Raw genomic sequence first — 26,422 nt, forward strand, 5'->3', positions numbered from 1 at the left:
GTTCCAGAAATCGCGATCCAACATGGAGGCTCATTATATGAAGTATACAAACAGCAATCGGAATATCGTTTTTTTAAGTACTAGCCTGCCGAGAGAATGCGGTATAGCTACGTTTACACAAGATTTATTAGATGAACTACAGCACATCAAAGGTTTTAACAAGCCTAGTATCATTGCAATCAATAACAAGGAAACTTACAACTATGAAGACCAAGTGATAAGGGAAATTGATCAACACAAACTGTCGGATTATATAGAAACAGCCGATTATCTTAACACATCAGATGTTGATCTCCTCGTTATTCAGCATGAATTCGGTATTTACGGCGGAGTAAGCGGTGAATATTTGATTCCATTCGTCGAGAGATTGGCTATACCTTTTGTCGTCATTTTTCATACTGTGTTAACAACACCATCTACCAAGCAGCGGCACATCATGAATCGAGTTGCAGAGCTAAGTGTTAAAGCTGTCACGATGGCGCAATCTACAGTAACCGATTTAACCTCCATTTATGGCGTTGATGCCGCCAAAATCTCATTCATTCACCATGGTGTGCCCCATGTCCAAACCGGATCGAGATCAGAGCTTAAAGAGCAATATGGCTTTGCAGATCGGAAAATTTTATCCACCTTTGGCTTTTTAAGCCCAGGCAAAGGAATTGAATACAGCATTGAGGCCATGCGCGGAGTGGTCGAACAGCATCCGGATTCTCTCTACATGGTTTGGGGGAAAACACATCCGGTCGTTAAACAAGAAACGGGCGAAGTATACAGACAAAAATTGATGGATCTTGTGGACGAATTTGATTTAACGCGTAACGTTCGCTTCGTCGACAAGCTTCTAACGCAGGATGAAGTTATTCAATCCTTAGTCATGTCAGACATTTATTTGACTCCTTATTTAGGAAAGGATCAAGCTGTTAGCGGAACGTTGGCGTACGGAGTCGGTTATGGAAGGGTTATTGTCTCTACACCTTACCGATATGCCGAGGAAATGCTGGCGAATGGCAGAGGCTTACTGGCTAATTTCCGCGATTCAGTCTCCTTGGAAGCTTGCATCCTTCTATTACTGAATAATCCTGCTAGAATAACGGAAATGGAAAATCGTACGCTCGAACTGGGAAAAACCATGCTTTGGAACGAAATTGCCAAAACGTATGCCGACATCTTTCAAGAAATAATACAAGATTCAGAGTCAACTACAATAAAACACTTAGGAGTGATTTAATGCAAGTGCAAACGAAACTGCAGTTTAAGGCCGAATACATGCGTACGTTAACGGATGATACAGGCATTTTTCAACATACTAAGTTTGGAGTACCTGATCGGTCGAAAGGATATACGACGGATGATAACGCACGAGCATTAATAGCAGCCGTTTTATTGTACAGTAAGCAAAGAGATTCCATCTCATTAGATCTCATTTATACTTATGTTTCCTTTATCCACCATGCACAGAATACCGATGGATACTTTAGAAACTTCATGGATTACAATCGTTCATTTACAGAGGATAGTGGCTCTGAGGATTGTCAAGGACGCACACTTTGGGCATTAGGATTCGCGATCGCCCATGCTTCTTGTCTGCCTGATAATGTACTTAATACCTGCCGATATTTAATCAATCAGGCATTACCGCATATTGAGCAGCTAGGTTCTCCCCGTGCTGGAGCCTATGCGATTATCGGTCTAAGTTATTTACTAGAAACCCCTGATGCCTTAACTTACTCCTTCCCCTATCTCCATATACCAAGTACCGCAGAAGAAAAAGCTTTTCTACCAAGAGCATTCATCATTGATGTGATTGAAAAAATAGCGGTCCGACTTCATAATCAATATGTTCACAATAAGGGTAACGATTGGAATTGGTTTGAAGATAGTCTTACCTACGGAAACTCCATGCTGCCATGGGCACTTTTAAAAGCGTCATATATCTCAAAAACAATTAGTTTAAAGGAAACTGCTAAGGAAAGCCTGGATTTTCTAGTATCCAAAACCTTTACTAAGGAAGGTTATTATAAGCCGATTGGCAGCCATGGCTGGCAGTTGCGAGGTGATCCGGCCGCTCTCTACGACGAACAGCCCATTGAGGCCTGTGAAATGCTACTTGCTTGTAAAGAGGCCGCAATTGTGCTCCATGATCCCGCTTATTTGAAGATAGCAGCCTTATGCTATGAATGGTATTTAGGCCATAATTCATTAAACCTCTCTCTCATTGACCCTCAAACCGGAGCTTGTTACGATGGCATCCATGCCACAGGGCTGAACCTTAATCAAGGTTCTGAGAGTATTATTTCCTTCTCCATTGCCCATTTAGTGATGCATCATGAATAAATTTGCTACCATCCTCGCTGGTGGGGGCGGAACTCGCTTCTGGCCGCTCTCTAGACAGGAGATTCCTAAGCAGCTTCTAAACATTAGTGGAAATGACATTATGCTGAATGATACAATCGAACGATTCAAAGGCATTATCCCACAAGAAAATACCGTTATTGTTACGAACCGCTCTCAAGCAGTTCTGCTCGAGAGCATTATGCATAGCAGTGTTTCGAAAAGCAACATTTTGATCGAGCCCGTTGCCAGAAACACAGCTGCAAGCATACTTTTCGCGGCGTTATCCATAGAAAAATCACACGGTAATTCCTTAATGGTCGTCTTGCCTTCTGATCATTATATTACCGATGAACAACAATTTCGGCTTACCTTAGACGAAGCCTGTACAGTTGCAATGAAGACAGACAAAATCGTTACCATTGGAATTAAGCCGACATTTCCATCGACCGGGTACGGTTATATCGCCTTTGATAAAGAACCTATTTCTTCAAATCCTGTTGCTGTATACGAAGTAGCTGAATTTGTAGAAAAACCGAACTTTCAGAAAGCGCAAGGCTATCTTTCATTAGGTAATTATTTATGGAATAGCGGAATATTCATTTGGAAAACTTCCGTCATTATTGATAATTTCAAGCGATACTTGCCTCGGCTGTATAAGACAATGCTGCCGATCAGCGATTATTTGGGCACAAATCAGGAAGAGGAAGTTATTAATAACATTTATCCCACGCTTCAAAATATTTCGATTGATTACGGAATCCTTGAGCGCTCGGATGAAGTCGTTGTTCTGTCTGGCCAATTTGGCTGGAATGATATCGGCAGCTGGGACGCGCTCGGCGCGATCTTCCCGCCGGATCCATCGGGAAATATTATTAAAGCCAATCATATGGGCATAGATACACGAAATTCAATCATATACGGAAATGGTAGGCTAATCACAACAATTGGTGTAGATGGCTTCATCATAGCGGATACTGGAGATGCACTTTTGATATGTCCCAAAGACAAAGCGCAATCTGTTAAGGATATCGTTGATCTATTGAAGGAAAAAGGAATGACTGAGTATATCTAACTCTTGAATTTAAAACCCTTACCACCGTGGTAAGGGTTTTTGTTAACATCTATTTCATATTGCTCTACCCTGGTTTCTTCTAAACACAACTTAGAATAAGTCTGTAACAGCCCCTTTGGATGCAGATGAAACTAATCTTGCGTATTTACTGAGAACACCTGTCGTAAATTTCAATTGTGGCTGAACCCATTCATTCTTACGCTTCGTAAACTCTTCTTCTGAAACTTCAAAGGAAATTTCTTGTGTTTCACTATCGATGGTAATGTTGTCTCCCTCTTGCAGAAATGCAATTGGTCCTCCTACTTGCGCTTCCGGCGCAACATGACCGACTACAAAACCATGTGAACCGCCTGAAAATCTACCATCCGTTATGAGCGCAACATCTCCACCAAACCCTTTCCCGACTATTAAAGCGGTAACTGAAAGCATTTCCGGCATGCCCGGTCCACCTTTCGGTCCGCAGTACCTAATAACTAGCACATCTCCTTTACGGATCTGGTTTTGTAAGATCGCTTCCGTAGCCTCGGCTTCGCTATCATATACGCGTGCAGGGCCAGTGAAGCGAGATTTTTTCATCCCAGACATTTTGGCAATTGCGCCCTCTGGAGCCAAATTGCCCTTGAGAACGACCAACGGTCCACTCGTTTTCAAAGGATTATTGAACGGACGTATGATGTCTTGATTCTCATGCAACGGTTCTGATGCTGCTAAATTCTCTGCTAACGTTTTACCAGTGATCGTCAAACATTCACCATGAAGAAGACCTTGTTCAAGAAGAAGCTTCATCACGCCGGGAACGCCGCCAATATCACTTAGATCCTGCATGACGTACCTTCCACTCGGCTTAAGATCTGCAATGTGTGGCACTTTTTCACGAATACGTTCGAAATCATCATAGGTTAAATCCACTTGAACAGAGTGTGCAATCGCAATTAAATGTAGGAAAGCGTTCGTTGAGCCCCCCAATGCCATTACAAGTGTAATCGCATTCTCAAATGCTTTCTTTGTCATAATATCACGCGGATAGATCCCCTTCTCAAGTAGCTCGAGTACCTGCTTACCGGCTTCTTCGCATTCCAGTGCTTTTAGCGGCGATACCGCTGATGTGGAGGATGATCCAGGAAGACTCATGCCTAAAGCTTCTGCAGCAGATGCCATTGTGTTAGCTGTATACATCCCTCCGCAAGCTCCGGCCCCAGGACAAGCGTTGCACTCAACCCTGTGAAGCTCCTCATCATTTATTTTACCATCATGATACAAACCTACTGCTTCGAAAGCACTAACAATGTCTACGTCTTTACCATCTAGCTTCCCAGGCTGAATTGTTCCGCCGTATACATATACCGCGGGTAAATTCATTCGCCCAATGGCCATTAAACATGCAGGAGTATTTTTATCGCATCCGCCAACAGCAACAAGCGCATCGAAGCGCTCTGCGTTCGTAACAATTTCAATGGAGTCTGCAATAACTTCACGACTTGGTAAGGAGTACAGCATCCCGTCATGTCCCATCGAAATTCCATCTGAAACCGTAATGGTGTTAAAAATCAGAGGAGCGCCACCATGAAGCTGAATGCCCTTTTTCGCTGCAAGCGCCAATGAATCAATATGCATGTTGCATGGGGTTACTTCACTCCACGTACTCGCTACACCAATCATCGGCTTCTTGAAATCCTCATCTTGAAAACCTACTGCCCTTAGCATAGCGCGATTAGGGACCCGATTGACTCCTTCACTTATAACTTTACTTCGAATTCTTAAATCTTTATGAGATGACATTCATATCGATCCTTTCACTATTAGATTAGGGCATACAGTTCATGCATAGGCTACAAGACCTTGCCATTTATTCCCTTTAATCGATAAGATTATAACCTCACATGCATGCAAACAGTCTATCCATTGAAAAACATTAAATTCACCATGGGATCATGGCATCGTTGCGGTAATATAAATTCAATCTGTGATTAACTCGGTCTAGTTTCCTATGTCGTGGGTATTACTACTATATACTTTTCGTCATCAAAAGAATCAGTTATCTGTCCGCCATTTTTGAGCATGATGTTAACTGTTGGAATATTGTTTTTGTATGGGAATAACTTTATTTGGTCATAACCAAACGAGATACATTTCTTTAATAATTCGCGAAATAGAATGTTCCCGTAACCCTTACCGCGGTGCAGTTCACTAATTGCATATCCCAAGTTACCAACACCTATGCTTTCTAAATACTTGCTAGACTTGTGTCTAATTCTTCCTATGCCAATAGGCTCGTCATCAATAAATAAGAAGAAAGTTGTCTGAGGAATCCAACTTTCAGGTAGATGATTTCCTTTTGAATAATCGTCTTCCCTTTGAAGCCACAGAAGATACTCTTTGTACGACATTTCAAATACGGGATTATAAAAGCCATTTTCGTTATTCCTAATGGTTTGTAGCATGTCATACTTTTCCTTACAATCGTTTAGAGATAATTGTTGAACTTCAATTTTCATACCTAATCTCCATTTCAAGGTTTCATTTTAATTTCTATATGTATCTAATAATGATGAAGGAAATAGTATAAAAATGGAAGTTATAATTTAGTTATGAATTGAACTATGCCCGTTAGCGTGATTTAGCAAAAGGGGTGGCTAGCCTCCGTCTTCTTGCACCACCGTACGTACAAGTCTTCACAATAAATAACGGGACAGTTCAGATTGAATCCTGAACTGTCCCGTTTCTCTTTGTTTAAAATTATGATATGAAGTTCAAAGGTTATTTGGATTGCTGAAGAATTGGAGGCCCAATAATCAGTGTGTCATTCTGCTCCGCCAGTCGCCCAATTTCCTCAAGTGAATGTCTGCTGATCTCGGGGAAGAAATCGTCAATACCGCCGGGTGCGAAGGTGAAAAGGATACGCCCCATTTCGGATCCGACGTTAGCCCACGCATGAGGTACGCCACGAGGAACCACGACGCTCGTTCCGGGAGTAGCCTCAAATTCCTCCTCTCCGCATTGGAAACGGAAAGTACCTTCAAGAATCTCGAAAACCTCTTCACGTTCCTTATGAATATGCTTCGGTGGGCCAATCAAAGCAGGTACGCGCGCTTCGATGACAGTTATCGCTCCCCCAACTTGATTGCTGTGGATGCGGATGGCCATTTGTTCGCCTGGCATCGTGTCGAACCATTCGAGATCCTTCGCGAAAGTAACGGCTGCCCCGGTTACGGCTTTATTTGTATGCTCCATTTTATATTCTCCTTTAGTCCATCCGTTTTTTTCTACAAGCATGAGATATTCTAATAAATGCTAGTCACGAGCGTTCTGCTGCCTTCGCATTTTCTTTTTATATTGCAAACTTTAAACCTATCAATTGTTCACTAAGGCTCCAGAGTCGATCGGCTGCCTCGGGATCTACCGCATATGACATCACGCCGGAGTCCGTTAATGTTGAATTGTTATCCAACTGAAATTCGGACTCAGCGTCCTGTCCAAGAACTACGATATCGCAGTTCTCGCAATAGACGCCACCCATATTTTCAAGCTGTGGGTTCGTCGCACACCATACGCTGGTTGCAGCCCCTTGCCCTACCGTCTTGAGGTTCTTCGTCGGGTCGAGGACTGGCTGCCCGTTCTCATCAATGACGCCAGCGGCAAGCAGCTCCTCCTGCGAAAGATGTTTTTCAAGACCGGTGCCAACGATGCTGCCCGGATGAAGGGAAAAGGCGCGCACGCCATCGGCCTGACCACGTTTGTCTAGCGCAACCGCGAAGAGAATGTTGGCTGTCTTCGACTGGCCATAGGCTCCCCAGCGATCATAGTCACGTCGTTCGAAGTTAGGGTCATCAAACACGACAGGTGAAAAATGATGTCCCCAGGACGAAACTGAAACCACCCGCGCACCAGTCGCCTTACGCAATGCAGGCCAAAGCCGGGCGACAAGCTGGAAATGGCCAAGATGATTCGTCGCGAATTGCGATTCATAGCCTCTCGAATCGCGTGACAGAGGAGATGCCATAATGCCTGCACTGTTTACTAGCATGTGTAGCGGCTGGCCAGAGGCAAGAAAATTCTCTGCAAAGGCATCGATCGAGGTAGGATCAAGCAAGTCCATCACTTCAATTTCAATGCCTTCGATGTCCGCAAGTGCGGTCTCGGCTTTGTTGCGATCACGTGTCGGAACTATGACTTTGGCGCCAGCTGAACGCAGCACACGCACAGTCTCGAGACCGAGTCCGGAATAACCTCCGGTGACGATGGCAATTTTGCCGGAAAGATCAATACCTTTAATAACATCTGCAGCTGTCACAGAAGCTCCAAAGCCAGAGCCAATTGGTGTTTGTTTTGTTGTCATTTAACTTCTCCTTCAAAGGTTAGTATATTAAATGTCTTGTCTCGCGTTTGCTACCTATTTATTGGATCAGAACCTCAATGTCCACTCAATATATTTACAACCCTTGCTTAACTTTTTTTGTTTTATGCTGTGATCATCACTCCAGGGCTCCTCGTTTGATATTTAGACGTTTAATGTAAAATGTCTATGTGTCTACAATAAACAACTAGACAAAGTTTGTAAAGTGTATAATTATTACATAAATAAAAACGGCAGCTGATCCCTGATCAGCTGCCGCGGTATTTATAAAGTTATGAATGTAATAAAATCTGTTGGCTGCCATTGTTTAATGAAAGTGAATATCATCTCATGTACGCGCACCGGATTTTGATGTTAGTTTTGTTCTTGCTCGCAGCTCAAAAGGTTATGCAATAGACTCGAAATAGGAACGGGAGAGTCCACTTGTTGTGACGTTTTTTTGAAGATACCCACATCCTTCAACGGGATCTTGTTCTGTGTGAAGAGATGAGATTCTTTATCGACAACCATTTGTCCATATCTCTTATAGATAGGAGCATTAAAGAGAGTTTGAGTTAGCATATCAATCACAGCTTTGGGATCGCCCCCGTTCTTCTCGACCATCGTGAGGGCTTCTCTAATTGTATAGACAGCTGAAGCAATCATGAAGTTTCCAACAAGTTTAACTTGATTTGCCGCCCCTACTTCCTCACCAAAGTCGTATATATTCAATCCTCCCATCGCCTCCAGAATTGGTCGAATGCGTTCTTTGGCCTTCTGCGCTCCTGCCATTGGGATAGAGAGTTCACGGCCGACTGCTGCCTGTGGCACTCCGAAGATCGGAGCTTCCACCAGGATACTGCCATGCTCTCCGTGAAGAACTGCAAGCTTCCTTGATGTATCCGGCGATAACGTACTCATAGAAATATGAATACCTTCGGATCCCAACTGCTCTAAGAAGCCATCGCTCTTGACGATGCTTTCCACAGATTCATCGTCCCATAATATCGTGACGACAATTCCTCCAGCCGTTACAGCATCAACTGGCCGGGACGCCAGACAGGCCCCTTGAGCAACTAGTGGTGCGGCTTTACTTGCAGTTCGATTGTACACCGTGAGATCATAACCAGTATTTAAGAGATTGCTAGCCATAGGTAACCCTAAATTGCCAAGTCCGATGAATCCGATGGTTTCTTTCATAACTTTAACCTCTCCTATTAAAGATTATTGACAAACATAACGTTAACGTCATGTTTGTCATAAAAAAAATTAGTGCTGCTCTCTTTCCTTAAACCATTGCTCGAAGCGTTCGATATTGGCCTTTATATCAGCACGAAATTGCTGTAACCCCTCGATCTTCTGGTCAGCCTCTGCGAGATGCTGCCGCAGGATAGTGAGGACTTTCTGTTTAGGTTGTACACCACTTTGGTCATAGAAATAGAGATCAATAATGTCTCTTATTTCCTCTAGGCTGAGTCCAAGCTTCTTTAATTGGTCAATTTTTCGCAGGCGAGCAACCGTTTCTTCTGTATAGTAGTGTTGGCCGTTGCCTTCTCTCTCTCCAGATGGGATCAGTCCTATACTCTCATAATATCGAACCGTGCGGTGAGTTACCCCGGCTCGTTGGGTTAAATCACCTATGCGCATGCTTTCTTTCATAACTCGCTCCTAAACATAACGTTAACGTCGTGTTCATAGAATATCATCCTAAATTGAGATTGTAAAGAAGCGACTAGCCCGAGATCATGTTCATTGCTTCAATTTCTGTCGACAAATTGATGCTACCCTTAGTGACCTCTTTGGCTGTCGATCACATTTATTTGGAGAGTTCCAGGATTGACCCAAGTCGCAAAAGATCTTCGCTAACAGTCCAAAGCTTTTCGGCCGCTGATTGGTCGATGGCCCATTCACGTACACCAGTCATAAGCTTGCTGTCCGGAGGAACAATAGCCGCGATGTCACAGTTCTCACAGTAAACTCCGCCTTTTCCCTCTAACAGCGGACTCACTGCACACCAAATAGTCGTGGCAGCGCCTTGCTCGACGGTTTTGAAGCCTGCCGGAGAAATGAATTCACCATTTTCTCCCCTTCGTACACCCCAAGCAGCTAATTCCTCATCAGTCATGTGACGAGTCAAACCGGTGAGAATAGCACCGGGATTGACGGCAAACCCGCGAATCCCATGTTCTTTGCCTCGTTTATCAAGTTCGACCGCGAAGAGTGAGCATGCAGTCTTCGATTCTCCGTAGGAGATGTCCTTGTTATACGGCCTCTTAGTGAAATTCAAATCGCTGAAATCGATAGGCCCTACCATGTGACTAATCGATGAAAGTGTAATTACTCGGGAATTTCCGGATTTTATTAATGCTTCCCATAGCCTAGTCGTCAGTTGAAAATGCCCTAAATAATTCGTCGCGAACTGGGTATCGAATCCGCGATCGTCTTTAATCACCTGCGGGTTTGCAACACCTGCGTTATTTATAAGGATATCAAGCGCTTGGTCAGACTTCAAAAACTCGGCGGCGAACTGATCAACGGATTTAGGATAGGCCAGGTCGAGCTGAATAATCCTGACGTTTTTCATTGCCGAAAGCTTGTCTTGTGCCTTATTAATATCACGTGCACCAACGATGACGGTGGCTCCTGCATTGGACAGAACTCGCGTTGTTTCTAATCCGATACCTCCGTGCCCCCCTGTTACTATCGCAACTTTTCCTCGGAGGTCGCGGCCACCAAGTGCTTCTTGGGCGGTTGTTTGAGACCCGAATGCCGAATCTAAAGGTTTTTGGGCTGATGTCATGGTAATAAGTCTCCTTATTTATGGTTTTGATATAAAAATCCGCCGACCACCCTAACAGCCCGATCCAGATAAATTGGCTCATATTTAAACAAGCCCATCGAGCGGGTTCAAAATTGTTGCCAGAAACTCGCTTGAGCTTCGTTAAATGATAGAAGACTTGCTCAGAATTATTCTTACCACTTAGATGATGAGTGATTCGTCTTAAGATGAAACAAAGGCTGCCAGCTATTGGCAGTCCATCGAAAATCACAAACATTATCATCAAAATGTATAGGGAATTGCAACGAACAAATTATGCTATATTGTAAATCTCATCTGTAATGTTACATATTCATTCGCACTGGAGGTGATCATCGGTGATCCCTATATGTTTATAACATAAATCACGGTTTCTGATTTCATAGATGAAAAATATTTAACAGGGAGATGTTTGACATTGGGTATTACGAATCGAAATCCATGGTTTGCTATTATTGCAATTGCATTAGGTGCTTTCTCAATTTCTCTTACTGAGTTTTTGCCAGTTGGTCTACTTTTTGAAATTAGCCGAAGCTTTGATGTTTCGGAAGGTACTGCCGGAATTACAGTGACGTCCACTTCTATCCTAGCGGCCATTGCGGGCCCTATTGCTACGATCACTATCGGACGTCTGGATCGGCGGATCGTGTTTCTCGGACTGTCATTGCTGCTTATTCTATCTGGGGTACTTTCGATGATTACAACCCATTTCTTCATGCTAGTCATTGCGCGAATCATCCTTGGGATAAGTGTTGGAGGATTCTGGGCTGTGTCTCTGCCTGCTCAAGCAAAGTTAGTTCCGCAAGAGAAAGTAGCAAAAGCAATCTCGATTGTTCTAGGAGGATTTGGGATTGGCACGGTTTTAAGTGTTCCATTAGCGTCTTTTATAGCCGCACATTTTGATTTGAGAATCGCTTTCACGATAGGATGCATACTTGGGATTGCTGTTTTTATCATCCAACTCATTCTGCTTCCGAGAATTCCGATGGAACAAGGGGTGCTTGGTAAGGATTACTTGAAGCTGCTAAAGATGAAGGAAGTTAGAGCGGTATTTGTCATTGCGATTCTCTTTGTGGGTGGTCAATTTGCAGCATACACGTATATCACACCCTTTTTCCAGCAAGTGACTGGAATGGGCCCGAATCTGCTCAGTGCAATACTACTAGTCTACGGGATTGTTTCCTTCATAAGCAATTTTGCCGCTGGCTTCATAGCCGGACGCAGCATCAAGGGATTGATAGTGTTAACAGTAGTGTTAACCCTTCTTCCATTACTGGGTATTTCACTGTTTGGACATAACGTTGTTATTTCAATCATTGCTTTCATTATTTGGGCTATCGCCTGGGGAATGGCTCCTTTGGGCCTGCAGCTATTGGTTCTTTCAAAAGCCCGGAATGCTGTAGAAGCAATAACTCCGGTCTATGTAGGTATTTATCAGTTGGCTGTCAGCTTGGGAGCTTTAATAGGCGGTTTGGCAGTTGATATGACCAATGTAACCGGCGCGATGTGGCTGGGAGCGTTCTCGTTCGCTTCGCTACTCATCCTTCTTACGGTTACATGGAGAGTCAATAGCCGTAACCTAGTCAGTCAAGCAGAATAACGCAATAAATGTTGAAGGCGATCGCGCTTATATCCCTTAGGGAAACGCGATCGCCTTTATTAATGTTTAGGCGCTTACTGCTTGATTTGGGTGAGTAGATAAAATATCTACGAATTCTTGAAGGGATGACGATACCCGTTTGTTTTTGTGCAGAATAATTTGTGTATAAAAAGATGGAAGAAGCTCATCCTTCAAAGTAAAGAACGATAACTGATTCTTGGCAATCTGTTCTTGAACCGCGATCAATGGGACCAAAGCAAGCCCCATGCCATACATGACACACTGTTTAACGCACTCAATGCTGCCCATCTCCGTAACAATTTGATAAGAAATATCGTGCTCATCCAGTATTCTTTCCAGCGCTGTGCGGTATGCACAATCTTTCTCGGTCAGTATGAAGGAACTGTTCTGCAATACCGAAATATGAAGATTTCTCTCCCCACTCAATGGATGTTCCGGCTGGCAAACAATGACAAGCTTTTCCTCACGAATTTGTATCGTTTTCAGCTCTGGATCAGAAAAATAAGGACTGAGAATGAGACCCATATCGAGTTCATTCTGCTTCATCTTCCGGATCACATCAAGCTCGTTACTAGGATAAAATGATAGGTTTCGATCCATATATTTTCTATGATAAGCTTGATAATAGGGGGGCAAAAAATAAGTCGATAAGGCTTCTATTGCTCCTATTGCAGGGTTTGTTTCTGGCTCCTTGTTGAAATGCTCTTCCGCGTCGAAGTAAGCATTGACGATCGAATCCGCGAACTGAAGCAGTTGCAAACCGGATTCGGTCAGTTTAAATTTATTGGTCCGATCAAATAACTTTAAATTGTAATGTTTCTCTAACGTTTGAATTTGAATACTGACCGTTGATTGCGCATATCCAAGACGCTCAGCAGCTCGTGTTAAGCTTTGACAGCGTGAAACTTCACGAAAAGTAATAAAATATTGGATGTCCAATGGAATCCTCCATTCTAGTATCAATTTTTATTAGTGGACTTGTTACTACATTATCGTGTTATTCTATACATTTTCAGTATATCAGAAAACTCACCTTGTCCCTATCGTTCGTTCGACATCTCTATCTTCCCAATCTATTGACTTTGAGAAATGACAAGAGTATGTTCCGAAAAATAAAAAAAGCCGCCATAATGGCGGATATTTATAGTATATCCAGTTTCTTCGGATTCTCGCTCTTTCGTCTCAACAAAATCTTAAAGCGACTAACCGCTCTTCCAGTAGCAAACGCAGCTCATCAGGAATCCGCTTATATTCGACCCCTTTCCCCAAAAACAACAGCCAATCCGCATAATAAGCAAGCGTCTCAGCATCGGTCACATCCAACTGAACATTGAAAACCCCGCTCGACTGAAACATCCCGGTTAAGGACAGAATGATCCCAGGCGGGTGCATTCGCTTAAAGCGCTGAATCCCAACTGTATCTAGTTTCACAACAAGATTGGATTCACGTGCACGAAGCAGTTTCATGTTTAAGATCTCTAGTTCAGTCCACTTCATCTCCTGCTCAGAAATTACCGAATCCCGCAGCATCGCAACAGGTAAATAACGAAACTCATCCGTATCAAAATCATAAACCTCGACAAGCCACTGAGCGTTCGAGTTAAATATATGCAGCAAAAAAACGTCCAGCAACTGCGGCCAGCCAAGACTCAGTTCATAAGTCACGCGCAAATGTTTATCCCGCACAGCAAGCGAAATCAGCTGGTTCAGCTCCGCAGGCGCCGCATCGTCGAGCTCCAAGAGATTTGGATTCGCTGGGTTGGTATTTTCGAAAAGCAAGATATTATTCAGCTCGATCAGCTCGTCTTGCTGCGTTTGCGACGCAATGCCGATTAGTTTTTCAGTGATGGATCGACGATTTTGCAGATAAGGTAGCTGCGAATTCTTCGAGGCGATAAAACTGATAAAAATCGCCTTCAACTCTTCTGGCGTGAAGCGGGCGGCGGGCAGATATTGATTTTTCATAACAAAATAACCGCCACCTCGTCCAGGCTCGGACGTCAATGGAAAGCCCATCTCCTGAATCTCGTTGATGTCACGGATCGCCGTCGCTCGGGAAATCTTGAACTCTCTCTGAATCTCAGCAATCGTAAAATGCGCGCGGTTGTTGATGTACCGCATGATCAGGTTCACTCGTTCTGTTTTTTTCATGATTTTATTATAACAAAAATGTAGCAGAAAATGTCAGCAATGACCGATTACAAGTTGAATTTTCATTTTTCAATAAACAGTATCATTTTTTGATACATTTGGCTTATAGAATCAGTCTTGTAAAGAATATATCCCACAAAGGAGAATACAAATGACAAACTACTCTATCAAAACAATCTCAGAAAACTACAAAATGACTGCTTTCGGTGTTTCATTTGATGACTACAACGACTGGGGAGGTAATGCGGCAAAAACGGCAGAGAAAAAAGCTGAAATCACTGAAAACGGCAAGCTTGCTGAACTTCTGGCTCTCGCTGACGAGCAAGAATATCAAATCAACTACATCCTCGACGGCAAGCCATGGCGCGGCTTCGGCGTAATGGGAGAGTTCAACGTGGAAGGCACGGTCGTACTTGATTTCCTCGCTGGCGATTACATTGTCGTGCCTGGGACTGGCGCTGATCAAAACCGCCTTGCTGACGAAATTACAGGCAAGGTCTTCGGAGGCCTGATGCAAGAAATTACAGATTACAAATATGTTGGTCCTGGTAATTCAACGTTCGTTAAAGCAAATGAATCAGGTGAATGCTACGGCGAAATGTGGCTTCGTGCAGATAAAGTCGCAAACTAATCCTTATCCCATTTGACTAAATCTAAAAACCAGAAGTTATACTACTTAAAAGGAGCATTCAAATGACAAATTATACGCTTGAACACAAAAAATCATTCACATTAACGGCTTATGGATTCTCGATCCAATCGAATTTTCAAGACATGCCAGCTATGCAAAAAGAGAAAAACGAGTTTTGGGACAAACTCAAGTCAGATGGGCGTTTTACTAAGCTTAAAGACGCTGCAAAAGATGATCGTGAATGGTCAGTCAATGAGGTTTATCAAGGAAAACCGTGGAATTATTTCGCAGTAGAAGCTGGTAAATCAGTGACTGACGCAACGCGCTTTATCGAGTTTCCAGATAGCGAGTACATCGTGGTCGCAGGAAATGGTGATAAGGAAACTTTATTTGATCAGCTGACTTACCGTGCTTTTGGTGAAGTCTTATCCCAAATCACTGATTATGCTTACATCGGAGGTCCAAATGCCACTTATCGTAAAGATAATGGCGACGGCACTTTCTACGGTGAATTTTGGGTACCAGTGGTAAAAAAATAAGGATTCTATAGTAGAACAGGCAGCCGTCATTAAGTCGGCTGCCTGTTTCTTTCGTATTTTAACCTTCCACTTGGATGTGAATGAGCTATTTATTTTCATAATGTACGAAGACGTAGTTCAAAAAAATACTGAACAATTGGATGCTTTAACTTCATCTTCTCGGTCATGTTTAGAATTCGTTTTTTTCCAACTCGTCTGTCAACCAGAGCTAGAATATTCAATAAGATATCATTACTCTCTATGCTTTCCTCTATAGAAGTGGATAAAAACTTAGTAGCAATCACGCTAAAATTGGATTTACTTAATGATGCTTGGGCTGACATAAGCTCCTTTGCATGCTCCGATATTTTTCTACTTCTTGCTATTACTTTTAAACGATCCTCTGGAACACTCCCTTTGGTATCTTTTCTGACCGCTTCAATTTCATCATTGCTGATAGGAATCTGAATATCTGAATCATTCTTAATTTCTAACTCCGTCTGATACCATCTGATTAAGGAATCACTCATATTGAATACTTTCTTTTTATCTGCCGCCATATAACAAAGTCCTGCTTTATCGGGTAAATAGCGGTAGCTGGTTGAAAGGTATTCGACCCTTCCATGTAGCGCAGGACTGAGAAAACTCTCCAGCTGTTGTTTCAATTTGCTCCAGGCCATTTCATCCTCCTATGATGTTTCCCCGATTACGAAGTAGTTCTTTTGACATCCCGGATCAGCACCTTCCAAATAATATACTATTTCAATAAAGAATAAGCCACTTCTTAACTCAAATTATCGCAAGAAAACGTGAGAATAAATGCTTAATTTGTGTGAAAACATATGTAGTGGTAAAACTGCTGCTGGATTTGAAGAATGATTGCACTCAAGAAGATATGAATGTGAGGAGAAATGACAATGGATATTTCCAAACAAGTTGCCCTTGTAACAGGTGCTAATCGAGGTCTAGGTCGTCATCTTGCACAAGAACTGCTTTCAAGAGGAGCTAAGGTTTATGCAGGTGCCAGAACTCCCGAATCCATAGATCTTCCGGGGGTGACCCCTCTACGACTAGATATTACGAACGAAAAGTCAGTTGCTGCCGCAGCCGAGATTGCTAGTGATGTAACTTTACTCATAAATAACGCAGGTTCAAGTACTGGTGCCGATCTTTTGGACGGTGATATGGACAGTATTCATCTGGAGATGAACACGCATTTCTTTGGCACACTATCGATGATACGAGCTTTTGCTCCCATTCTAGAGAAAAACGGCGGTGGAGCAATCCTCAATATTTTATCAGTTCTTTCTTGGTTCAGCATGGGTGGTGCTAGCGCGTACTCAGCGGGTAAATCCGCTCAATGGAGCTTGACGAATTCGTTCCGATTGACCCTGGCTCCAAAGAAAATCCATGTTTCCGGTCTGCATGTAGGATTTATGGATACTGATATGACCGCAAATATTCAAGCCCCAAAAGTGAACCCAGCTGAAATTGCGAAGCTTGCCATCGATGGCATTGAAACGGGCAGCTATGAAATTGTGGTTGATGAAACTAGTAGAAAACTACTGCAGAAATTGTCAGGTGGTGTACACGCGGTATACCCTCAATTGTTTACTAAATAATCGCCGTGGAACACAAAAGCAAGCATTTGCCAATTGACATTTGCTTGCTTTTTACATTGGGACTATAAGAATAAATTTGCAATTTATCAACCACTGGTCTTTTTATCTAGGGAGATTGAGTTGCCAAGAAACTCCGAAGCGGTCATTTAACCAACCAAATTTTCTACTGAACCCATAATCATTTAGCGGCATAAGTGCTTTTCCACCTTCACTGAGCTTCTCATACAGAATATCAAGTTCTTCTTCCGTACTACAAGTAAGGAAAATTGAAAAAGATGGAGTGAAAGCGAACTGATGTTTGACAGAACTGTCAAAACACATAACTCCTTTCACTATAACTCATCTTTTATGTATGTATCTTCTTCTACTTTTATTTGACTTGCTCATCGGCCGTAGGCCCATAGAAGCCGGGCACCGGAATATCAAGAAGCCGCAAATAAACCCCAAGTTGCGCACGGTGGTGGACCATATGGCTTAATCCGAAGGTACGAAGCGCAATACCCCGAGGTTGGCGTAGGATAATATGGTCGCCATTCCGCAAAGTCCACTCCTCGCTAAGCGTCTTCTCGTCGCATCCGGCTAACAGTTTTTCAAGCTTGACGATATTCGCGTCGAATTCCCCCAGCATGTCTTCGCGTCTTTCCAAAGCTTCCCTCCTAAGAGGCACGGTTGAAAGATCGAATTCCGGGTATTGAAAAATCGCAATTTGCCAATTCAGCAGGTTGATAAGGTGCGTAGCCAACTCACCCAACGTCATAGATTTCACGTGCGGCTTCCAGGACATATGCTCTTCGGGCAAGCACTCCAAGATGCGGCGCGTGGTGGTCAGTTCATGCATGGCGTCTCCGACAATCAGTTGTTTCACCATAGATTTCCACTCCTCCTAATGTAAATGTACTCCATTATATACTACCATATATTGTTAGTGTTCCTGTCTGGAAGATTTACGCCTGGTCAAACCCCAGGCTATTTAAATGACAAGGCCCGCATCCTATTGGACGCGACCCTTTTTATATGACAGGAAGAAATGATTGTGCGCCCATTGTCGCGAGCATCGCGGACGACTCTATCCAACAGCTGTTTACCCAGTTGACGACCACGGAAGCGCGGATCCACGTAGGTATGATCGATCACCCAAGCTCCGGTATTTTGAATCATTCGCTCGTGCTCCATTACCCTTCTAACCATTTACCAGAGATATAAATCGTTCCCTTTAAGCTTGAAAATAGCTTCCATGAAATAGTAATCGCCATAAATTATCGCATGATGATGGTTCGCCGAGTGATAGGATCCTGAACCGTATTTAATGATACAATCATCATTCGTTGTCCAATCACTTCTAGTGCTATCCAGTGTTCGTAGCAGTTTTAACGCCGCTTCCAGATACAAATTCTTTTCATGCTCGCCTACGACTTTCGCAATTTCTATCAGACCGCAAGCCGCAATCGCTGCAGCTGTATCATCCTCACGCTTCGGTTCTTTGGGCTGTCTGAAATCAACCGGAATCACACCATCGGCAGGAATGTTCGCGATAAAATAATTCGCTATCCGCTTCGCAGTTTGCAGGTAGTCATCCTTGTGCGTATGCATATAGCTCATCATGTATCCATACAACGCCCAGGTCTGCCCCCTCGTCCAAGATGACCCTTCTTCGTAGCCTTGACCCCCATACGTCCGTACAATGCCGCCATCAAAAGGGTCGAATTCTACGATGTGATTGACAGACCCATCTTGGCGAACAAATGCTGTCATCCCCGTATCGGCATGCTTCATCGCGATTTGTTTGAATCGGGGGTCGCCAGTTTCTTCCGAGGCCCAGTACAACAATGGAATATTAAACATGCAATCAATAATGGCCCATCCGCGGGTATCCGTATGATCTATATCGTTCCAAGCGCGTATAAACCCGCCTGCCAAATTAAATCGACCAGCTAGTAAATTAGCGGCATGCAGCGCCCTTTTGCGCGACTCTGGATTCTGCGTCACTTTATAATTCGCAACACTGGTTGGCAGCCACATAAATCCAACATCATGATGCAAGCCGTAAAACTCTTCAAAGCAACGATCTAATTCTTTTTCGGAAATTTGCGCAATTTCTCTATATTTCTCGTTGCCGGTTTCATGGTACATCAGCCACATCATGCCGCCCCAAAAGCCGTTCGTCCACCAATTAATTTCATCGGTTACCGTACCAGAAGGATTATCCACGATCCGGTTGTCATGTGTACCATTAATGGTCGTGAAGGGAATTTTATATTTCGATTTTTCACTTACCCAGTCCATTTTTGTTGAAATTTTATCAATGACTTCGTTTAACCAAACTTGATCTTGACCTGTTAACATATGTTTCATGCCCACTTTCTACCGTATAATATCAACCTTTTGTCGCTCCCGCTGCGACTCCTTTAATGAAATATTTTTGCAGCGCGATAAAAGCAATGAGAACTGGTACGATAGACATGGCCGTACCCGCAAACACCATATCCCACCTGGACGCATATTCACCTACAAAACCAAATATCTCAACTATCATCGTTTTGGGCTTATCAGATGGAAGTACTAGACTTGGCATTAAGAAGTCATTCCAAATACCGAGACCTTGAAGCACCACCATACTAGCTGTACATGGCCCTAAAAGTGGGAATACAATTCTCCAAAATATGCCGTACTTGGAGCAGCCATCGATTTCTGCTGCTTCTTCAATCTCACGGGGAATCCCTTTTAAGAAACTGGTATACAATAGGCATCCAAAACCAACGGAACCAGATACATAGATGAGAATGGGAGACCCCAAACTACCATATAAACCTAGTAATTTCATCTCCTTGAACAAAGGAATCATATACACTTGGAATGGAATCATCATTCCAGCTAAAAAGTAAACATAAACAAGATAGGTCCACATCTTATTCGCTCGTTCGATTGCATATGCTGCCATTGGGATGATCCCAATCATGCCTACAATTGAAACGAAAGTTAATAAAATACTGTTCAACATAGCACGAGGAAAATCAGTTTTTGTTAATAAGTACTTAAAGCTTTCAACATAGATGCTGGTTGGAAATGCGATCGCATCCCGCAAGATCTCTCCATTGCTTTTGAAGGCCGAGATGAGTGTAAAATAAATAGGGAAAAAGAAAATGACTGCGATGATGAACGTGACTGCAAAGAGGAGTAGATCTAGCCCGTTCAGTTTTTTGTTAATTTGCATGTTACATCTGAACCTCCCTATTGCGTAGTACCTTAATTTGAATAACCGATAATAGGAGGATTAGAAGGAATAGGACAAGCGATAGTGCCGTTCCATAACCCTGTCTGAGTTCACCAAAACCTACTTTATAGATGATGTAAGTCAATGTCTCTGTTGAAAATCCAGGACCACCATCGGTCATAACGGCAATTTGATCGAATATTTTCAAAGATCCAATCATCGATAGCATCATACAAACCGTAAAGGCTCCTGCAAGAAGAGGGAAAGTGATATGCCTGAATTGCATCCAGCGGTTCGCGCCATCCATACTTGCCGCTTCGCTCAACTCTGGCGGGATCCCTTGCAGACCAGCTAAATAAATGATCATATAGTAGCCAGATGCCTTCCATATCGTAAATATGATGATAGAAATGAGTGCATAATTTGGATTTCCAAGCCAATCAAGCTTTAAAGATGTTAATTTTAACTTATCAAGAATTTGCGTAAGCACACCGAAGTTATAGTTCAAAATAATGGTCCATACGAAGCCCAGCACGATACCGCTTAGCAAAACTGGTAAATAAAACACGCTTCTAAATAGGTTTCTAAGCCATTTCACTTGATCAACTAACATCGCAAGAGCTAAAGCAACTGCATTTTCTAAGACGACCAATACGATGGAAAGAATGAGTGTATTTTTAAGGGCGTTATGTACGCGATCACTATGCCACATTTCTACAAAATTATCGAAACCAATGTAACGGATTTCATTACTTATGCCATCCCAAGAAGTAAAACTAAGATACACACTACCGAAAGTAGGAACAATAACGAACATGGTGTATAAAATAAAAGCTGGTAACAAAAACAATACAGTATAGGAAATCCACGTCTTCTTTTTCTTCACTTGTTGTAGGGTAGTTGCCATTCTCTCACGCTCCGACCGACTTAGAAGGAGAACCTCCGCTGTGGGCAGAGGTTCCTCCATCGAAAGCCGCATTTTATTTGTTCATTGCTTTAATAGCAGCATCCCATTCCGCATCCGCTTTTTTCATATAATCTACGCTGAAATCACCTTTAACTAACCAGTCTTGCGCCAATTTATAAAACCAGTTGCGCCAAGTTGGCGGCATTTGGTCATCACCCCAGAAACTATTAATCTGCAGCGTTTTAACGACTTTAGGATCTGCCATCATGGTAAGAACTTCTTGCAGTTGCGGACTTGCTTCATACGTAATTTTCTCTTTCGTAGATGGAATTGCACTTGCTATTTTCAAATAGTTCGCATACTGATTTTTGCTGAAGAAAAATGTGATGAACTCACTGATTGCCGCTGTTTTCTCAGGATCCTTTATCGCATTCGCTGAGAATGACCAACCGGATGGCTGTGCAAGACCGACAACATTGACGACACCATTTTGATCAGGAACTGGGTACCAGCCGAAATCAAACTTCGGATCTGCTTGTGCGATCTGTGGGAACATCCAAGGACCAGAATAAAGACTTGCCGCTTTACCCGTTACTAACATCGATGCTGTTTGGTTATCAGCAGTACTCATAAATCCTTTGTCTACATATCCCTTGGTGAAAAGTTCTGTAAATAAGGTCATCGCTTTCATCGGACCTGCGTCTGTGAAGCTTGCTTTACCTGCTGAACGTTTGGAATTCCAGTGTGGGTCTTGAGCAAGCATTTCGTCCATAAAGAATTTATTGATCCAGAAGCCCCAATGGAAAATATCTTTACCGCCTACAACGATTGGTGAAATCCCTTTTGCTTTCAGCTTCTCTTGTGCGGCAATAAAGTCAGCATACGTTTTGGGCTCTTCTGTGATGCCCGCATCCGCATAAGCTTTTTTGCTATAAATAATACCTTGTGGTGCCGGCAAAGAAATTGGTGCATTGTAAACCTTACCGTTTACTTGAGGTACTGTGTCGAACAAGCTTTGCAAATCTTTAGGTAATTCAGCGATTTTACCGCTATCTGCAAACAATTGTGTATCACGCATTTCAATTAAATCCGGGAATTCCCCAACGGCATCCTTCGTTTTTATGAAATCTAGATATGAAGCCGTTGTAGTTTCACTCAGATCTTTAATTTTGATATGAGGATTAGCTTTGGTAAACGCTGTTATGGAATCGGCGACTGCTTGTTTCGTTGCTGGATCACCTGTCGCATAAATAACACTGAATGTTACATCTTTCTTCGAAGCCGCAGTTGCTGCCGTTGTGCCAGCCGGTGCAGTGCTCGAAGTTGAAGTAGTGGTATCACTGCTGTTACCGCAGCCAGCCACAATGAGTGCTAAAGCTGTCGATCCAACGAGTACTTTAGAAAAAGTTTTAACCATGATTGAAAGTAACCTCCCTTTAATATGTAGCTGTTTATGAACAGCGCGAGCTGTGTGTTTTTGACGCATCAAGTACTGTTCTGTTTCTTGATTTAAGACTAACATACGCCCAAATCGTTTAGAATGAAGTTTTTTAAGTTCGATATGCATGAATTTAAGAAAGTGAAACGGAATTCAAACGCTTACACCAACATGGAAAAACAGCCCCACTACGCTTCGAATCGAAGCTAAAGCAGAAGCTGTCTCCAGGAAAACCAAAAGTTTCGTCACTTTACCCTTTGATTTGGCTCTTATATTCTTGCGGAAGCTTGCCATAGCTTTTCTTGAACATGTCACTGAATTGCCGTGGATTATGATACCCGACCTGCTCAGCAATTTCGTAAACGAGCAAATCCGTTTGCAAGAGCAGACGAACGGCGTTTTTCATCCGAATATTCGTAACGTACTGCTTGAAATTCTCATGCATGTGCTTCTTAAAAAAGCTGCTAAAATAATAGGGATTCATAAACACTTGGGAAGCCATGCTTTCCAGCGTTATATTTTCACTATAGTGCTCCTCAATATATTCCTTAATCATCTTCATTTGTTGTGCTTCACGGCTGCCGCCTGCGGTGTTTACTTGATCCAGTATGTCCATAATGCGGGCCGTTATGAATGCGATAAGATCACTAAAACGGTAAAATTGATGCATCTGTTGTTGCCAGTTTTTCCGTTGCTCAGCAGAAACCTGAAGGTCGAGCCCAACAGAGGACATCTCCTCCATTAACTCCTTTAATAAAGCATATACGAATAATACGGCTGATTCTTTGCGACCATTCGCGTTGGTTGCAGCGTGCTCAAAGAAGCTTTCCAAAAGTACGAGTGCCTGCTGCTTTTCCTTGGCAATGACCGCTTTCATTACAGCCTGTTTGGCATCTGCCAAAATCTGTTCTGAGCTGTCAGGCCGCTTGTTCTGAGACCAGGACAAGATCGCCCCTTCCTTTTCAAAATAGCTATAGCTCATCGTCTCCACGGCTGAAAGATAGGATTTCCTGATGTCCTGAAGGCTGATGACCGGCATACCTATACAGATCGTCATATGAATTTTCAGATACAATAAAACCTTATCCCGCATTTCGCTCGCAAGTCGCTGCAAATCATCTTCTACAACCATGTGGTTCACAATAACGCATAAATTTTCACCTTTTCGAATGACGAGACCGTTGCCGTATAGTTGGATCAGCTCTGTCAACAAATTGGATACAGCAAACACAAGCAGACGCTTCTCATGCTCCCCCCACCTGCCATCCTGGAGTTGTACATGCTCAAGCTCTGCACACAGCACGCTGAAACATGTGCCCGGAAATGGTGTGTTCAAAGCTTGCAGCTTACGCTGTGCCTCATCCCACCGAATATCCCCTTGGGTAAGCCTGTCGAATAACTCCTCGAGCTGCGTCTTTTTATCTTTTTGTTCATAAACAGCCAGCTTGCCTTTCGAGGATTGTTCTTCATTCGCTTCCTGCAACTGCGTCATCGCTTTGCCTACAGCCTCGAGCAGCAGTCGCTTTTCAATCGGTTTCACCAAATAATCGACCGCGCCGAAGGCAAGCGCATCTTTCGCATAGGAAAACTCTTGGTAGGCGCTGATGAAAACAATTTTCGTACGCAGCTGCCGTCTTTGTACTTCTTTTATGACATCGATACCCGAGCCGTCTGGCATACTTATATCCGTGATGACAAGATCAGGCTGAGTGTCTTCAATTTGCTCCATCAAGCTTCTGCCTGTCATCGCCTCACCCACGATTACAATCCCTAGCTCTTCCCACGGAATGAGCTTTTTTAACCCTTTGATAATGATCGGTTCATCATCAGCTAGAATGGCTTTCAACACGGATATTCACCTCTTTCGTTAAAGGAATGACAAGACGAACGGTAGTCCCAATATGTTGACTGCTATTGATCTCAACGCCATAATCTTGCCCATACAGCGCCACAATGCGCTCATGAACATTAATTAACCCAATACTGCTCCCCGTATCCAGCGCGCTGCCCACAGCCAGCTTCTGACGAACAAGTTCAAGCGTCTCCTCGCTCATCCCAATACCGTCATCATCCACTGTGATACTTAACAGGTTGTCTGGCAGCTTTTCAATCGAAATACGAATTGTACCTTTCCCTGACTTTGGCATAATACCATGATATATGGCATTTTCGACGATGGGCTGCAGCGAGAGCTTCGGAATAGCGCAATCCATCAAATCCGCATCGAACCGGAAATCAAGGCTTAATCTATGCTCGCCATACCTGATGACCATTAAGTGGAAATATTTCTCCAGATTTTCTTTCTCAGCCCGGATTCCAACGGTTTCTTCGCCGTAATCGAGTACATACTTAAGCTGATGGGATAACGACAGAATCATGTCTCCCACTTCATTAGCATCATCAGCAACAGCACTCATCCGAATCACTTCGAGGGTATTATACAAATAATGCGGTCTGATCTGACTTTTTAGTGTGTTCAGCTCCGCTTGCTTCTGCTTAATCTGTGCAACATACACAACGTCAATATATTCTTTCAAACGTCCAACCATTTTATTAAAACCATGCGACAGAAGCCCTAGTTCATCCGCTGTCCTGACGGTCACTTGTGTATTGAAATTGCCTGACTCCACTTTTGCCATTTCTCGCGTAATACTGCGAATCGGTTTAGAGAAGCGGTTAGAGAACCAAACTGCTACCACAATTAAAGAAATCATACACAAGCCTATGACGATTGTAATTGTCCGAATGAGCTGCTCTACTTTGAGAAAAAGTTCTTTTTTATAGAACTCACCGACAATTTGAATGCTATTCTCAGCTGTTTCCTGCTGCAGATGCAAGAAGTCTTCCGATGTATTCGCATGATAAACAGTGCCAATGTGCTCTGTCTGGTTGCTGTACAGGATAATTCCTAGTTTATCAACAACGTAAACGGTATCCTTTTTATTCAGAACCATTTGCTTAAATATTTCATTAAATACACCTAAACCTACGTCCATATAGAACGTCCCGACAATTTCGCCTTCGACCTTAGATGACCCCAAGACATCTGTTAAATTACGGCTAAACGTCATGACTTGATCCGTCGTCCCCATATAATAATCTTGCTTATGCGTTGAAAAAAAGCCGAGACCATTACGATTAAGCTTCATTTGCTCCTTCCACTCAACCCTCGGGAATTGATATTGGTAATCCAGAGCAACATTGTTCTTGGTCATGCTTTGGAAAGTCCCGTCCGGCTGAACAAAAAAGACATTTTGCAAGTTACGTTCGGTATATAAAATCGTTTGTAAAAAATCATTGATCGTCGTCGTTAAACGGTAATCCTTTTCCTTATTTTGTGCAGCAATGGCTTGCCCTAATTGCCCGTACTGCCCACCAACACCGTAAGAGTACATGAGTTTAGAGATACTGTTGTACTTAACAAACATATCGTCCACATTTCGGCTCGCAAACAGCAGCATCTGCTCATAGTTGTTCGTCGCATAACGCTCCATAAAGCCACTGAACGTCTGCAATGAAATATAACTGAGAATAAGCAGCGGAATGAGACCTACCGATATGAAAGAAAGTGTAAATTTGGAAAAAATGCTTTTGTGCAAACGAAAAGGGTTCGATGCCATTAGTGAACCGCCTCATTCTGTGAATTTAGAATACGTCTATTTTAACAGAATTCGCACGTTATACTACCGTTGTAATTTAATGTGGATGTGTGCTTTTTTAAGACATTTAGGAATGAAACGAAATTTCCTCTTTCAACAATAGCGGC

Annotated in this window: 25 protein-coding genes and 1 pseudogene; 7 read left to right on the top strand and 19 right to left on the bottom strand. The window is 43.0% G+C overall.

Annotated features, from left to right (window positions below; all coding sequences use genetic code 11):
• The first annotated feature begins 37 nt into the window (after nucleotides 1-37).
• Genes GQF01_RS14325 through GQF01_RS14335 form a run of 3 tightly spaced genes read left to right on the top strand, consistent with a single transcriptional unit; the run spans nucleotide 38 to nucleotide 3,406 of the window.
• On the top strand, nucleotides 38-1,228 hold the full coding sequence (locus tag GQF01_RS14325) for a glycosyltransferase family 4 protein (protein ID WP_161407495.1): 1,191 nt from the start codon (nucleotides 38-40) through the stop codon (nucleotides 1,226-1,228).
• Nucleotides 1,228-2,334, top strand: a complete 1,107-nt coding sequence (locus GQF01_RS14330) for a glycosyltransferase (protein ID WP_161407496.1) — start codon at nucleotides 1,228-1,230, stop codon at nucleotides 2,332-2,334. The genes GQF01_RS14325 and GQF01_RS14330 overlap by 1 nt, the downstream gene beginning before the upstream one ends.
• Entirely contained in the window at nucleotides 2,327-3,406 is a 1,080-nt protein-coding gene (locus tag GQF01_RS14335; RefSeq protein WP_161407497.1) for a mannose-1-phosphate guanylyltransferase, read from the top strand. The genes GQF01_RS14330 and GQF01_RS14335 overlap by 8 nt, the downstream gene beginning before the upstream one ends.
• Nucleotides 3,407-3,496: 90 nt before the next feature.
• On the opposite strand, the gene ilvD is transcribed toward GQF01_RS14335, so the two are convergent.
• The 7 genes from ilvD to GQF01_RS14370 form a co-directional block, all read right to left on the bottom strand.
• Nucleotides 3,497-5,185: a dihydroxy-acid dehydratase gene (gene ilvD, locus GQF01_RS14340; RefSeq protein WP_161407498.1), complete on the bottom strand. Its 1,689-nt coding sequence runs from the start codon at nucleotides 5,183-5,185 to the stop codon at nucleotides 3,497-3,499.
• Nucleotides 5,186-5,391: 206 nt separating this feature from the next.
• Nucleotides 5,392-5,901 (bottom strand): GNAT family N-acetyltransferase, encoded by a 510-nt coding sequence (locus tag GQF01_RS14345; RefSeq protein ID WP_161407499.1) that lies wholly within the window; start codon nucleotides 5,899-5,901, stop codon nucleotides 5,392-5,394.
• 262 nt (nucleotides 5,902-6,163) lie between these two features.
• Nucleotides 6,164-6,637 (bottom strand): cupin domain-containing protein, encoded by a 474-nt coding sequence (locus tag GQF01_RS14350; protein ID WP_161407500.1) that lies wholly within the window; start codon nucleotides 6,635-6,637, stop codon nucleotides 6,164-6,166.
• A gap of 97 nt (nucleotides 6,638-6,734) precedes the next feature.
• Nucleotides 6,735-7,742, bottom strand: a complete 1,008-nt coding sequence (locus GQF01_RS14355; protein WP_161407501.1) for an oxidoreductase — start codon at nucleotides 7,740-7,742, stop codon at nucleotides 6,735-6,737.
• Nucleotides 7,743-8,114: 372 nt separating this feature from the next.
• Nucleotides 8,115-8,939, bottom strand: coding sequence for an NAD(P)-dependent oxidoreductase (locus GQF01_RS14360; protein WP_161407502.1), 825 nt, complete (start codon nucleotides 8,937-8,939; stop codon nucleotides 8,115-8,117).
• 69 nt (nucleotides 8,940-9,008) lie between these two features.
• On the bottom strand, nucleotides 9,009-9,398 hold the full coding sequence (locus tag GQF01_RS14365; RefSeq protein ID WP_161407503.1) for a MerR family transcriptional regulator: 390 nt from the start codon (nucleotides 9,396-9,398) through the stop codon (nucleotides 9,009-9,011).
• A 157-nt stretch (nucleotides 9,399-9,555) separates the two neighbouring features.
• The gene (locus tag GQF01_RS14370; protein ID WP_161407504.1) at nucleotides 9,556-10,539 is read right to left on the bottom strand and encodes an SDR family NAD(P)-dependent oxidoreductase; all 984 of its coding nucleotides are present in this window, start codon (nucleotides 10,537-10,539) and stop codon (nucleotides 9,556-9,558) included.
• Nucleotides 10,540-10,975: 436 nt separating this feature from the next.
• Between GQF01_RS14370 and GQF01_RS14375 the strand changes: the two genes are divergently transcribed.
• Entirely contained in the window at nucleotides 10,976-12,157 is a 1,182-nt protein-coding gene (locus tag GQF01_RS14375) for an MFS transporter (RefSeq protein WP_161407505.1), read from the top strand.
• 66 nt (nucleotides 12,158-12,223) lie between these two features.
• Here the strand turns inward: GQF01_RS14375 and GQF01_RS14380 are convergent, their stop codons facing one another.
• Both GQF01_RS14380 and GQF01_RS14385 read right to left on the bottom strand, forming a co-directional pair.
• Nucleotides 12,224-13,117: a LysR family transcriptional regulator gene (locus GQF01_RS14380; protein WP_161407506.1), complete on the bottom strand. Its 894-nt coding sequence runs from the start codon at nucleotides 13,115-13,117 to the stop codon at nucleotides 12,224-12,226.
• A gap of 243 nt (nucleotides 13,118-13,360) precedes the next feature.
• Nucleotides 13,361-14,329, bottom strand: a complete 969-nt coding sequence (locus tag GQF01_RS14385) for a helix-turn-helix transcriptional regulator (protein ID WP_268894358.1) — start codon at nucleotides 14,327-14,329, stop codon at nucleotides 13,361-13,363.
• A 151-nt stretch (nucleotides 14,330-14,480) separates the two neighbouring features.
• On the opposite strand from GQF01_RS14385, the gene GQF01_RS14390 reads away from it, so the two are divergent.
• Both GQF01_RS14390 and GQF01_RS14395 read left to right on the top strand, forming a co-directional pair.
• Nucleotides 14,481-14,960, top strand: coding sequence for a hypothetical protein (locus GQF01_RS14390; protein ID WP_161407508.1), 480 nt, complete (start codon nucleotides 14,481-14,483; stop codon nucleotides 14,958-14,960).
• Nucleotides 14,961-15,022: 62 nt separating this feature from the next.
• On the top strand, nucleotides 15,023-15,499 hold the full coding sequence (locus GQF01_RS14395; protein WP_161407509.1) for a GyrI-like domain-containing protein: 477 nt from the start codon (nucleotides 15,023-15,025) through the stop codon (nucleotides 15,497-15,499).
• Between the two features lie 95 nt (nucleotides 15,500-15,594).
• Here the strand turns inward: GQF01_RS14395 and GQF01_RS14400 are convergent, their stop codons facing one another.
• Nucleotides 15,595-16,158 carry an SF0329 family protein gene (locus GQF01_RS14400; protein ID WP_161407510.1) on the bottom strand — a complete coding sequence of 188 codons (564 nt, stop codon included), beginning with the start codon at nucleotides 16,156-16,158 and terminating at the stop codon, nucleotides 15,595-15,597.
• Between the two features lie 237 nt (nucleotides 16,159-16,395).
• On the opposite strand from GQF01_RS14400, the gene GQF01_RS14405 reads away from it, so the two are divergent.
• Nucleotides 16,396-17,100 carry an SDR family oxidoreductase gene (locus GQF01_RS14405; RefSeq protein ID WP_161407511.1) on the top strand — a complete coding sequence of 235 codons (705 nt, stop codon included), beginning with the start codon at nucleotides 16,396-16,398 and terminating at the stop codon, nucleotides 17,098-17,100.
• A gap of 102 nt (nucleotides 17,101-17,202) precedes the next feature.
• Here the strand turns inward: GQF01_RS14405 and GQF01_RS14410 are convergent.
• The 9 genes and pseudogenes from GQF01_RS14410 to GQF01_RS14450 form a co-directional block, all read right to left on the bottom strand.
• Nucleotides 17,203-17,421 (bottom strand): annotated as a pseudogene (locus tag GQF01_RS14410) (VOC family protein); the annotation flags it as partial.
• Between the two features lie 49 nt (nucleotides 17,422-17,470).
• Nucleotides 17,471-17,968 carry a DinB family protein gene (locus GQF01_RS14415; RefSeq protein WP_161407512.1) on the bottom strand — a complete coding sequence of 166 codons (498 nt, stop codon included), beginning with the start codon at nucleotides 17,966-17,968 and terminating at the stop codon, nucleotides 17,471-17,473.
• Between the two features lie 98 nt (nucleotides 17,969-18,066).
• The gene (locus GQF01_RS14420; protein ID WP_161407513.1) at nucleotides 18,067-18,288 is read right to left on the bottom strand and encodes a GNAT family N-acetyltransferase; all 222 of its coding nucleotides are present in this window, start codon (nucleotides 18,286-18,288) and stop codon (nucleotides 18,067-18,069) included.
• On the bottom strand, nucleotides 18,289-19,443 hold the full coding sequence (locus GQF01_RS14425; RefSeq protein WP_161407550.1) for a glycoside hydrolase family 88 protein: 1,155 nt from the start codon (nucleotides 19,441-19,443) through the stop codon (nucleotides 18,289-18,291). It lies immediately after the preceding gene.
• Nucleotides 19,444-19,474: 31 nt separating this feature from the next.
• Entirely contained in the window at nucleotides 19,475-20,311 is an 837-nt protein-coding gene (locus GQF01_RS14430) for a carbohydrate ABC transporter permease (RefSeq protein ID WP_161407514.1), read from the bottom strand.
• Nucleotide 20,312: 1 nt separating this feature from the next.
• Complete coding sequence (locus GQF01_RS14435) at nucleotides 20,313-21,218, bottom strand: carbohydrate ABC transporter permease (RefSeq protein ID WP_161407515.1); 906 nt, start codon at nucleotides 21,216-21,218, stop codon at nucleotides 20,313-20,315.
• Between the two features lie 73 nt (nucleotides 21,219-21,291).
• Entirely contained in the window at nucleotides 21,292-22,635 is a 1,344-nt protein-coding gene (locus GQF01_RS14440) for an ABC transporter substrate-binding protein (protein WP_235959698.1), read from the bottom strand.
• A gap of 271 nt (nucleotides 22,636-22,906) precedes the next feature.
• Nucleotides 22,907-24,505 (bottom strand): response regulator, encoded by a 1,599-nt coding sequence (locus GQF01_RS14445; protein ID WP_161407516.1) that lies wholly within the window; start codon nucleotides 24,503-24,505, stop codon nucleotides 22,907-22,909.
• Nucleotides 24,483-26,276 (bottom strand): cache domain-containing sensor histidine kinase, encoded by a 1,794-nt coding sequence (locus GQF01_RS14450; protein WP_161407517.1) that lies wholly within the window; start codon nucleotides 26,274-26,276, stop codon nucleotides 24,483-24,485. The genes GQF01_RS14445 and GQF01_RS14450 overlap by 23 nt, the downstream gene beginning before the upstream one ends.
• Nucleotides 26,277-26,422 lie beyond the last annotated feature (146 nt).

The organism is Paenibacillus silvestris, from assembly GCF_009882985.1.
GTDB classification, from domain to species: domain Bacteria; phylum Bacillota; class Bacilli; order Paenibacillales; family NBRC-103111; genus Paenibacillus_E; species Paenibacillus_E silvestris.

What these genes read in the sequence shown, in the direction of transcription:
- GQF01_RS14325 (WP_161407495.1), top strand. Translation starts at nt 38, where the DNA reads ATGAAGTATACAAACAGCAATCGGAATATCGTTTTTTTAAGTACTAGC.
- GQF01_RS14330 (WP_161407496.1), top strand. Translation starts at nt 1,228, where the DNA reads ATGCAAGTGCAAACGAAACTGCAGTTTAAGGCCGAATACATGCGTACG.
- GQF01_RS14335 (WP_161407497.1), top strand. Translation starts at nt 2,327, where the DNA reads ATGAATAAATTTGCTACCATCCTCGCTGGTGGGGGCGGAACTCGCTTC.
- ilvD (WP_161407498.1), bottom strand. Translation starts at nt 5,185, where the DNA reads ATGTCATCTCATAAAGATTTAAGAATTCGAAGTAAAGTTATAAGTGAA.
- GQF01_RS14345 (WP_161407499.1), bottom strand. Translation starts at nt 5,901, where the DNA reads ATGAAAATTGAAGTTCAACAATTATCTCTAAACGATTGTAAGGAAAAG.
- GQF01_RS14350 (WP_161407500.1), bottom strand. Translation starts at nt 6,637, where the DNA reads ATGGAGCATACAAATAAAGCCGTAACCGGGGCAGCCGTTACTTTCGCG.
- GQF01_RS14355 (WP_161407501.1), bottom strand. Translation starts at nt 7,742, where the DNA reads ATGACAACAAAACAAACACCAATTGGCTCTGGCTTTGGAGCTTCTGTG.
- GQF01_RS14360 (WP_161407502.1), bottom strand. Translation starts at nt 8,939, where the DNA reads ATGAAAGAAACCATCGGATTCATCGGACTTGGCAATTTAGGGTTACCT.
- GQF01_RS14365 (WP_161407503.1), bottom strand. Translation starts at nt 9,398, where the DNA reads ATGAAAGAAAGCATGCGCATAGGTGATTTAACCCAACGAGCCGGGGTA.
- GQF01_RS14370 (WP_161407504.1), bottom strand. Translation starts at nt 10,539, where the DNA reads ATGACATCAGCCCAAAAACCTTTAGATTCGGCATTCGGGTCTCAAACA.
- GQF01_RS14385 (WP_268894358.1), bottom strand. Translation starts at nt 14,329, where the DNA reads ATGAAAAAAACAGAACGAGTGAACCTGATCATGCGGTACATCAACAAC.
- GQF01_RS14390 (WP_161407508.1), top strand. Translation starts at nt 14,481, where the DNA reads ATGACAAACTACTCTATCAAAACAATCTCAGAAAACTACAAAATGACT.
- GQF01_RS14395 (WP_161407509.1), top strand. Translation starts at nt 15,023, where the DNA reads ATGACAAATTATACGCTTGAACACAAAAAATCATTCACATTAACGGCT.
- GQF01_RS14400 (WP_161407510.1), bottom strand. Translation starts at nt 16,158, where the DNA reads ATGGCCTGGAGCAAATTGAAACAACAGCTGGAGAGTTTTCTCAGTCCT.
- GQF01_RS14405 (WP_161407511.1), top strand. Translation starts at nt 16,396, where the DNA reads ATGGATATTTCCAAACAAGTTGCCCTTGTAACAGGTGCTAATCGAGGT.
- GQF01_RS14415 (WP_161407512.1), bottom strand. Translation starts at nt 17,968, where the DNA reads ATGGTGAAACAACTGATTGTCGGAGACGCCATGCATGAACTGACCACC.
- GQF01_RS14420 (WP_161407513.1), bottom strand. Translation starts at nt 18,288, where the DNA reads ATGGTTAGAAGGGTAATGGAGCACGAGCGAATGATTCAAAATACCGGA.
- GQF01_RS14425 (WP_161407550.1), bottom strand. Translation starts at nt 19,443, where the DNA reads ATGTTAACAGGTCAAGATCAAGTTTGGTTAAACGAAGTCATTGATAAA.
- GQF01_RS14430 (WP_161407514.1), bottom strand. Translation starts at nt 20,311, where the DNA reads ATGCAAATTAACAAAAAACTGAACGGGCTAGATCTACTCCTCTTTGCA.
- GQF01_RS14435 (WP_161407515.1), bottom strand. Translation starts at nt 21,218, where the DNA reads ATGGCAACTACCCTACAACAAGTGAAGAAAAAGAAGACGTGGATTTCC.
- GQF01_RS14440 (WP_235959698.1), bottom strand. Translation starts at nt 22,635, where the DNA reads ATGGTTAAAACTTTTTCTAAAGTACTCGTTGGATCGACAGCTTTAGCA.
- GQF01_RS14450 (WP_161407517.1), bottom strand. Translation starts at nt 26,276, where the DNA reads ATGGCATCGAACCCTTTTCGTTTGCACAAAAGCATTTTTTCCAAATTT.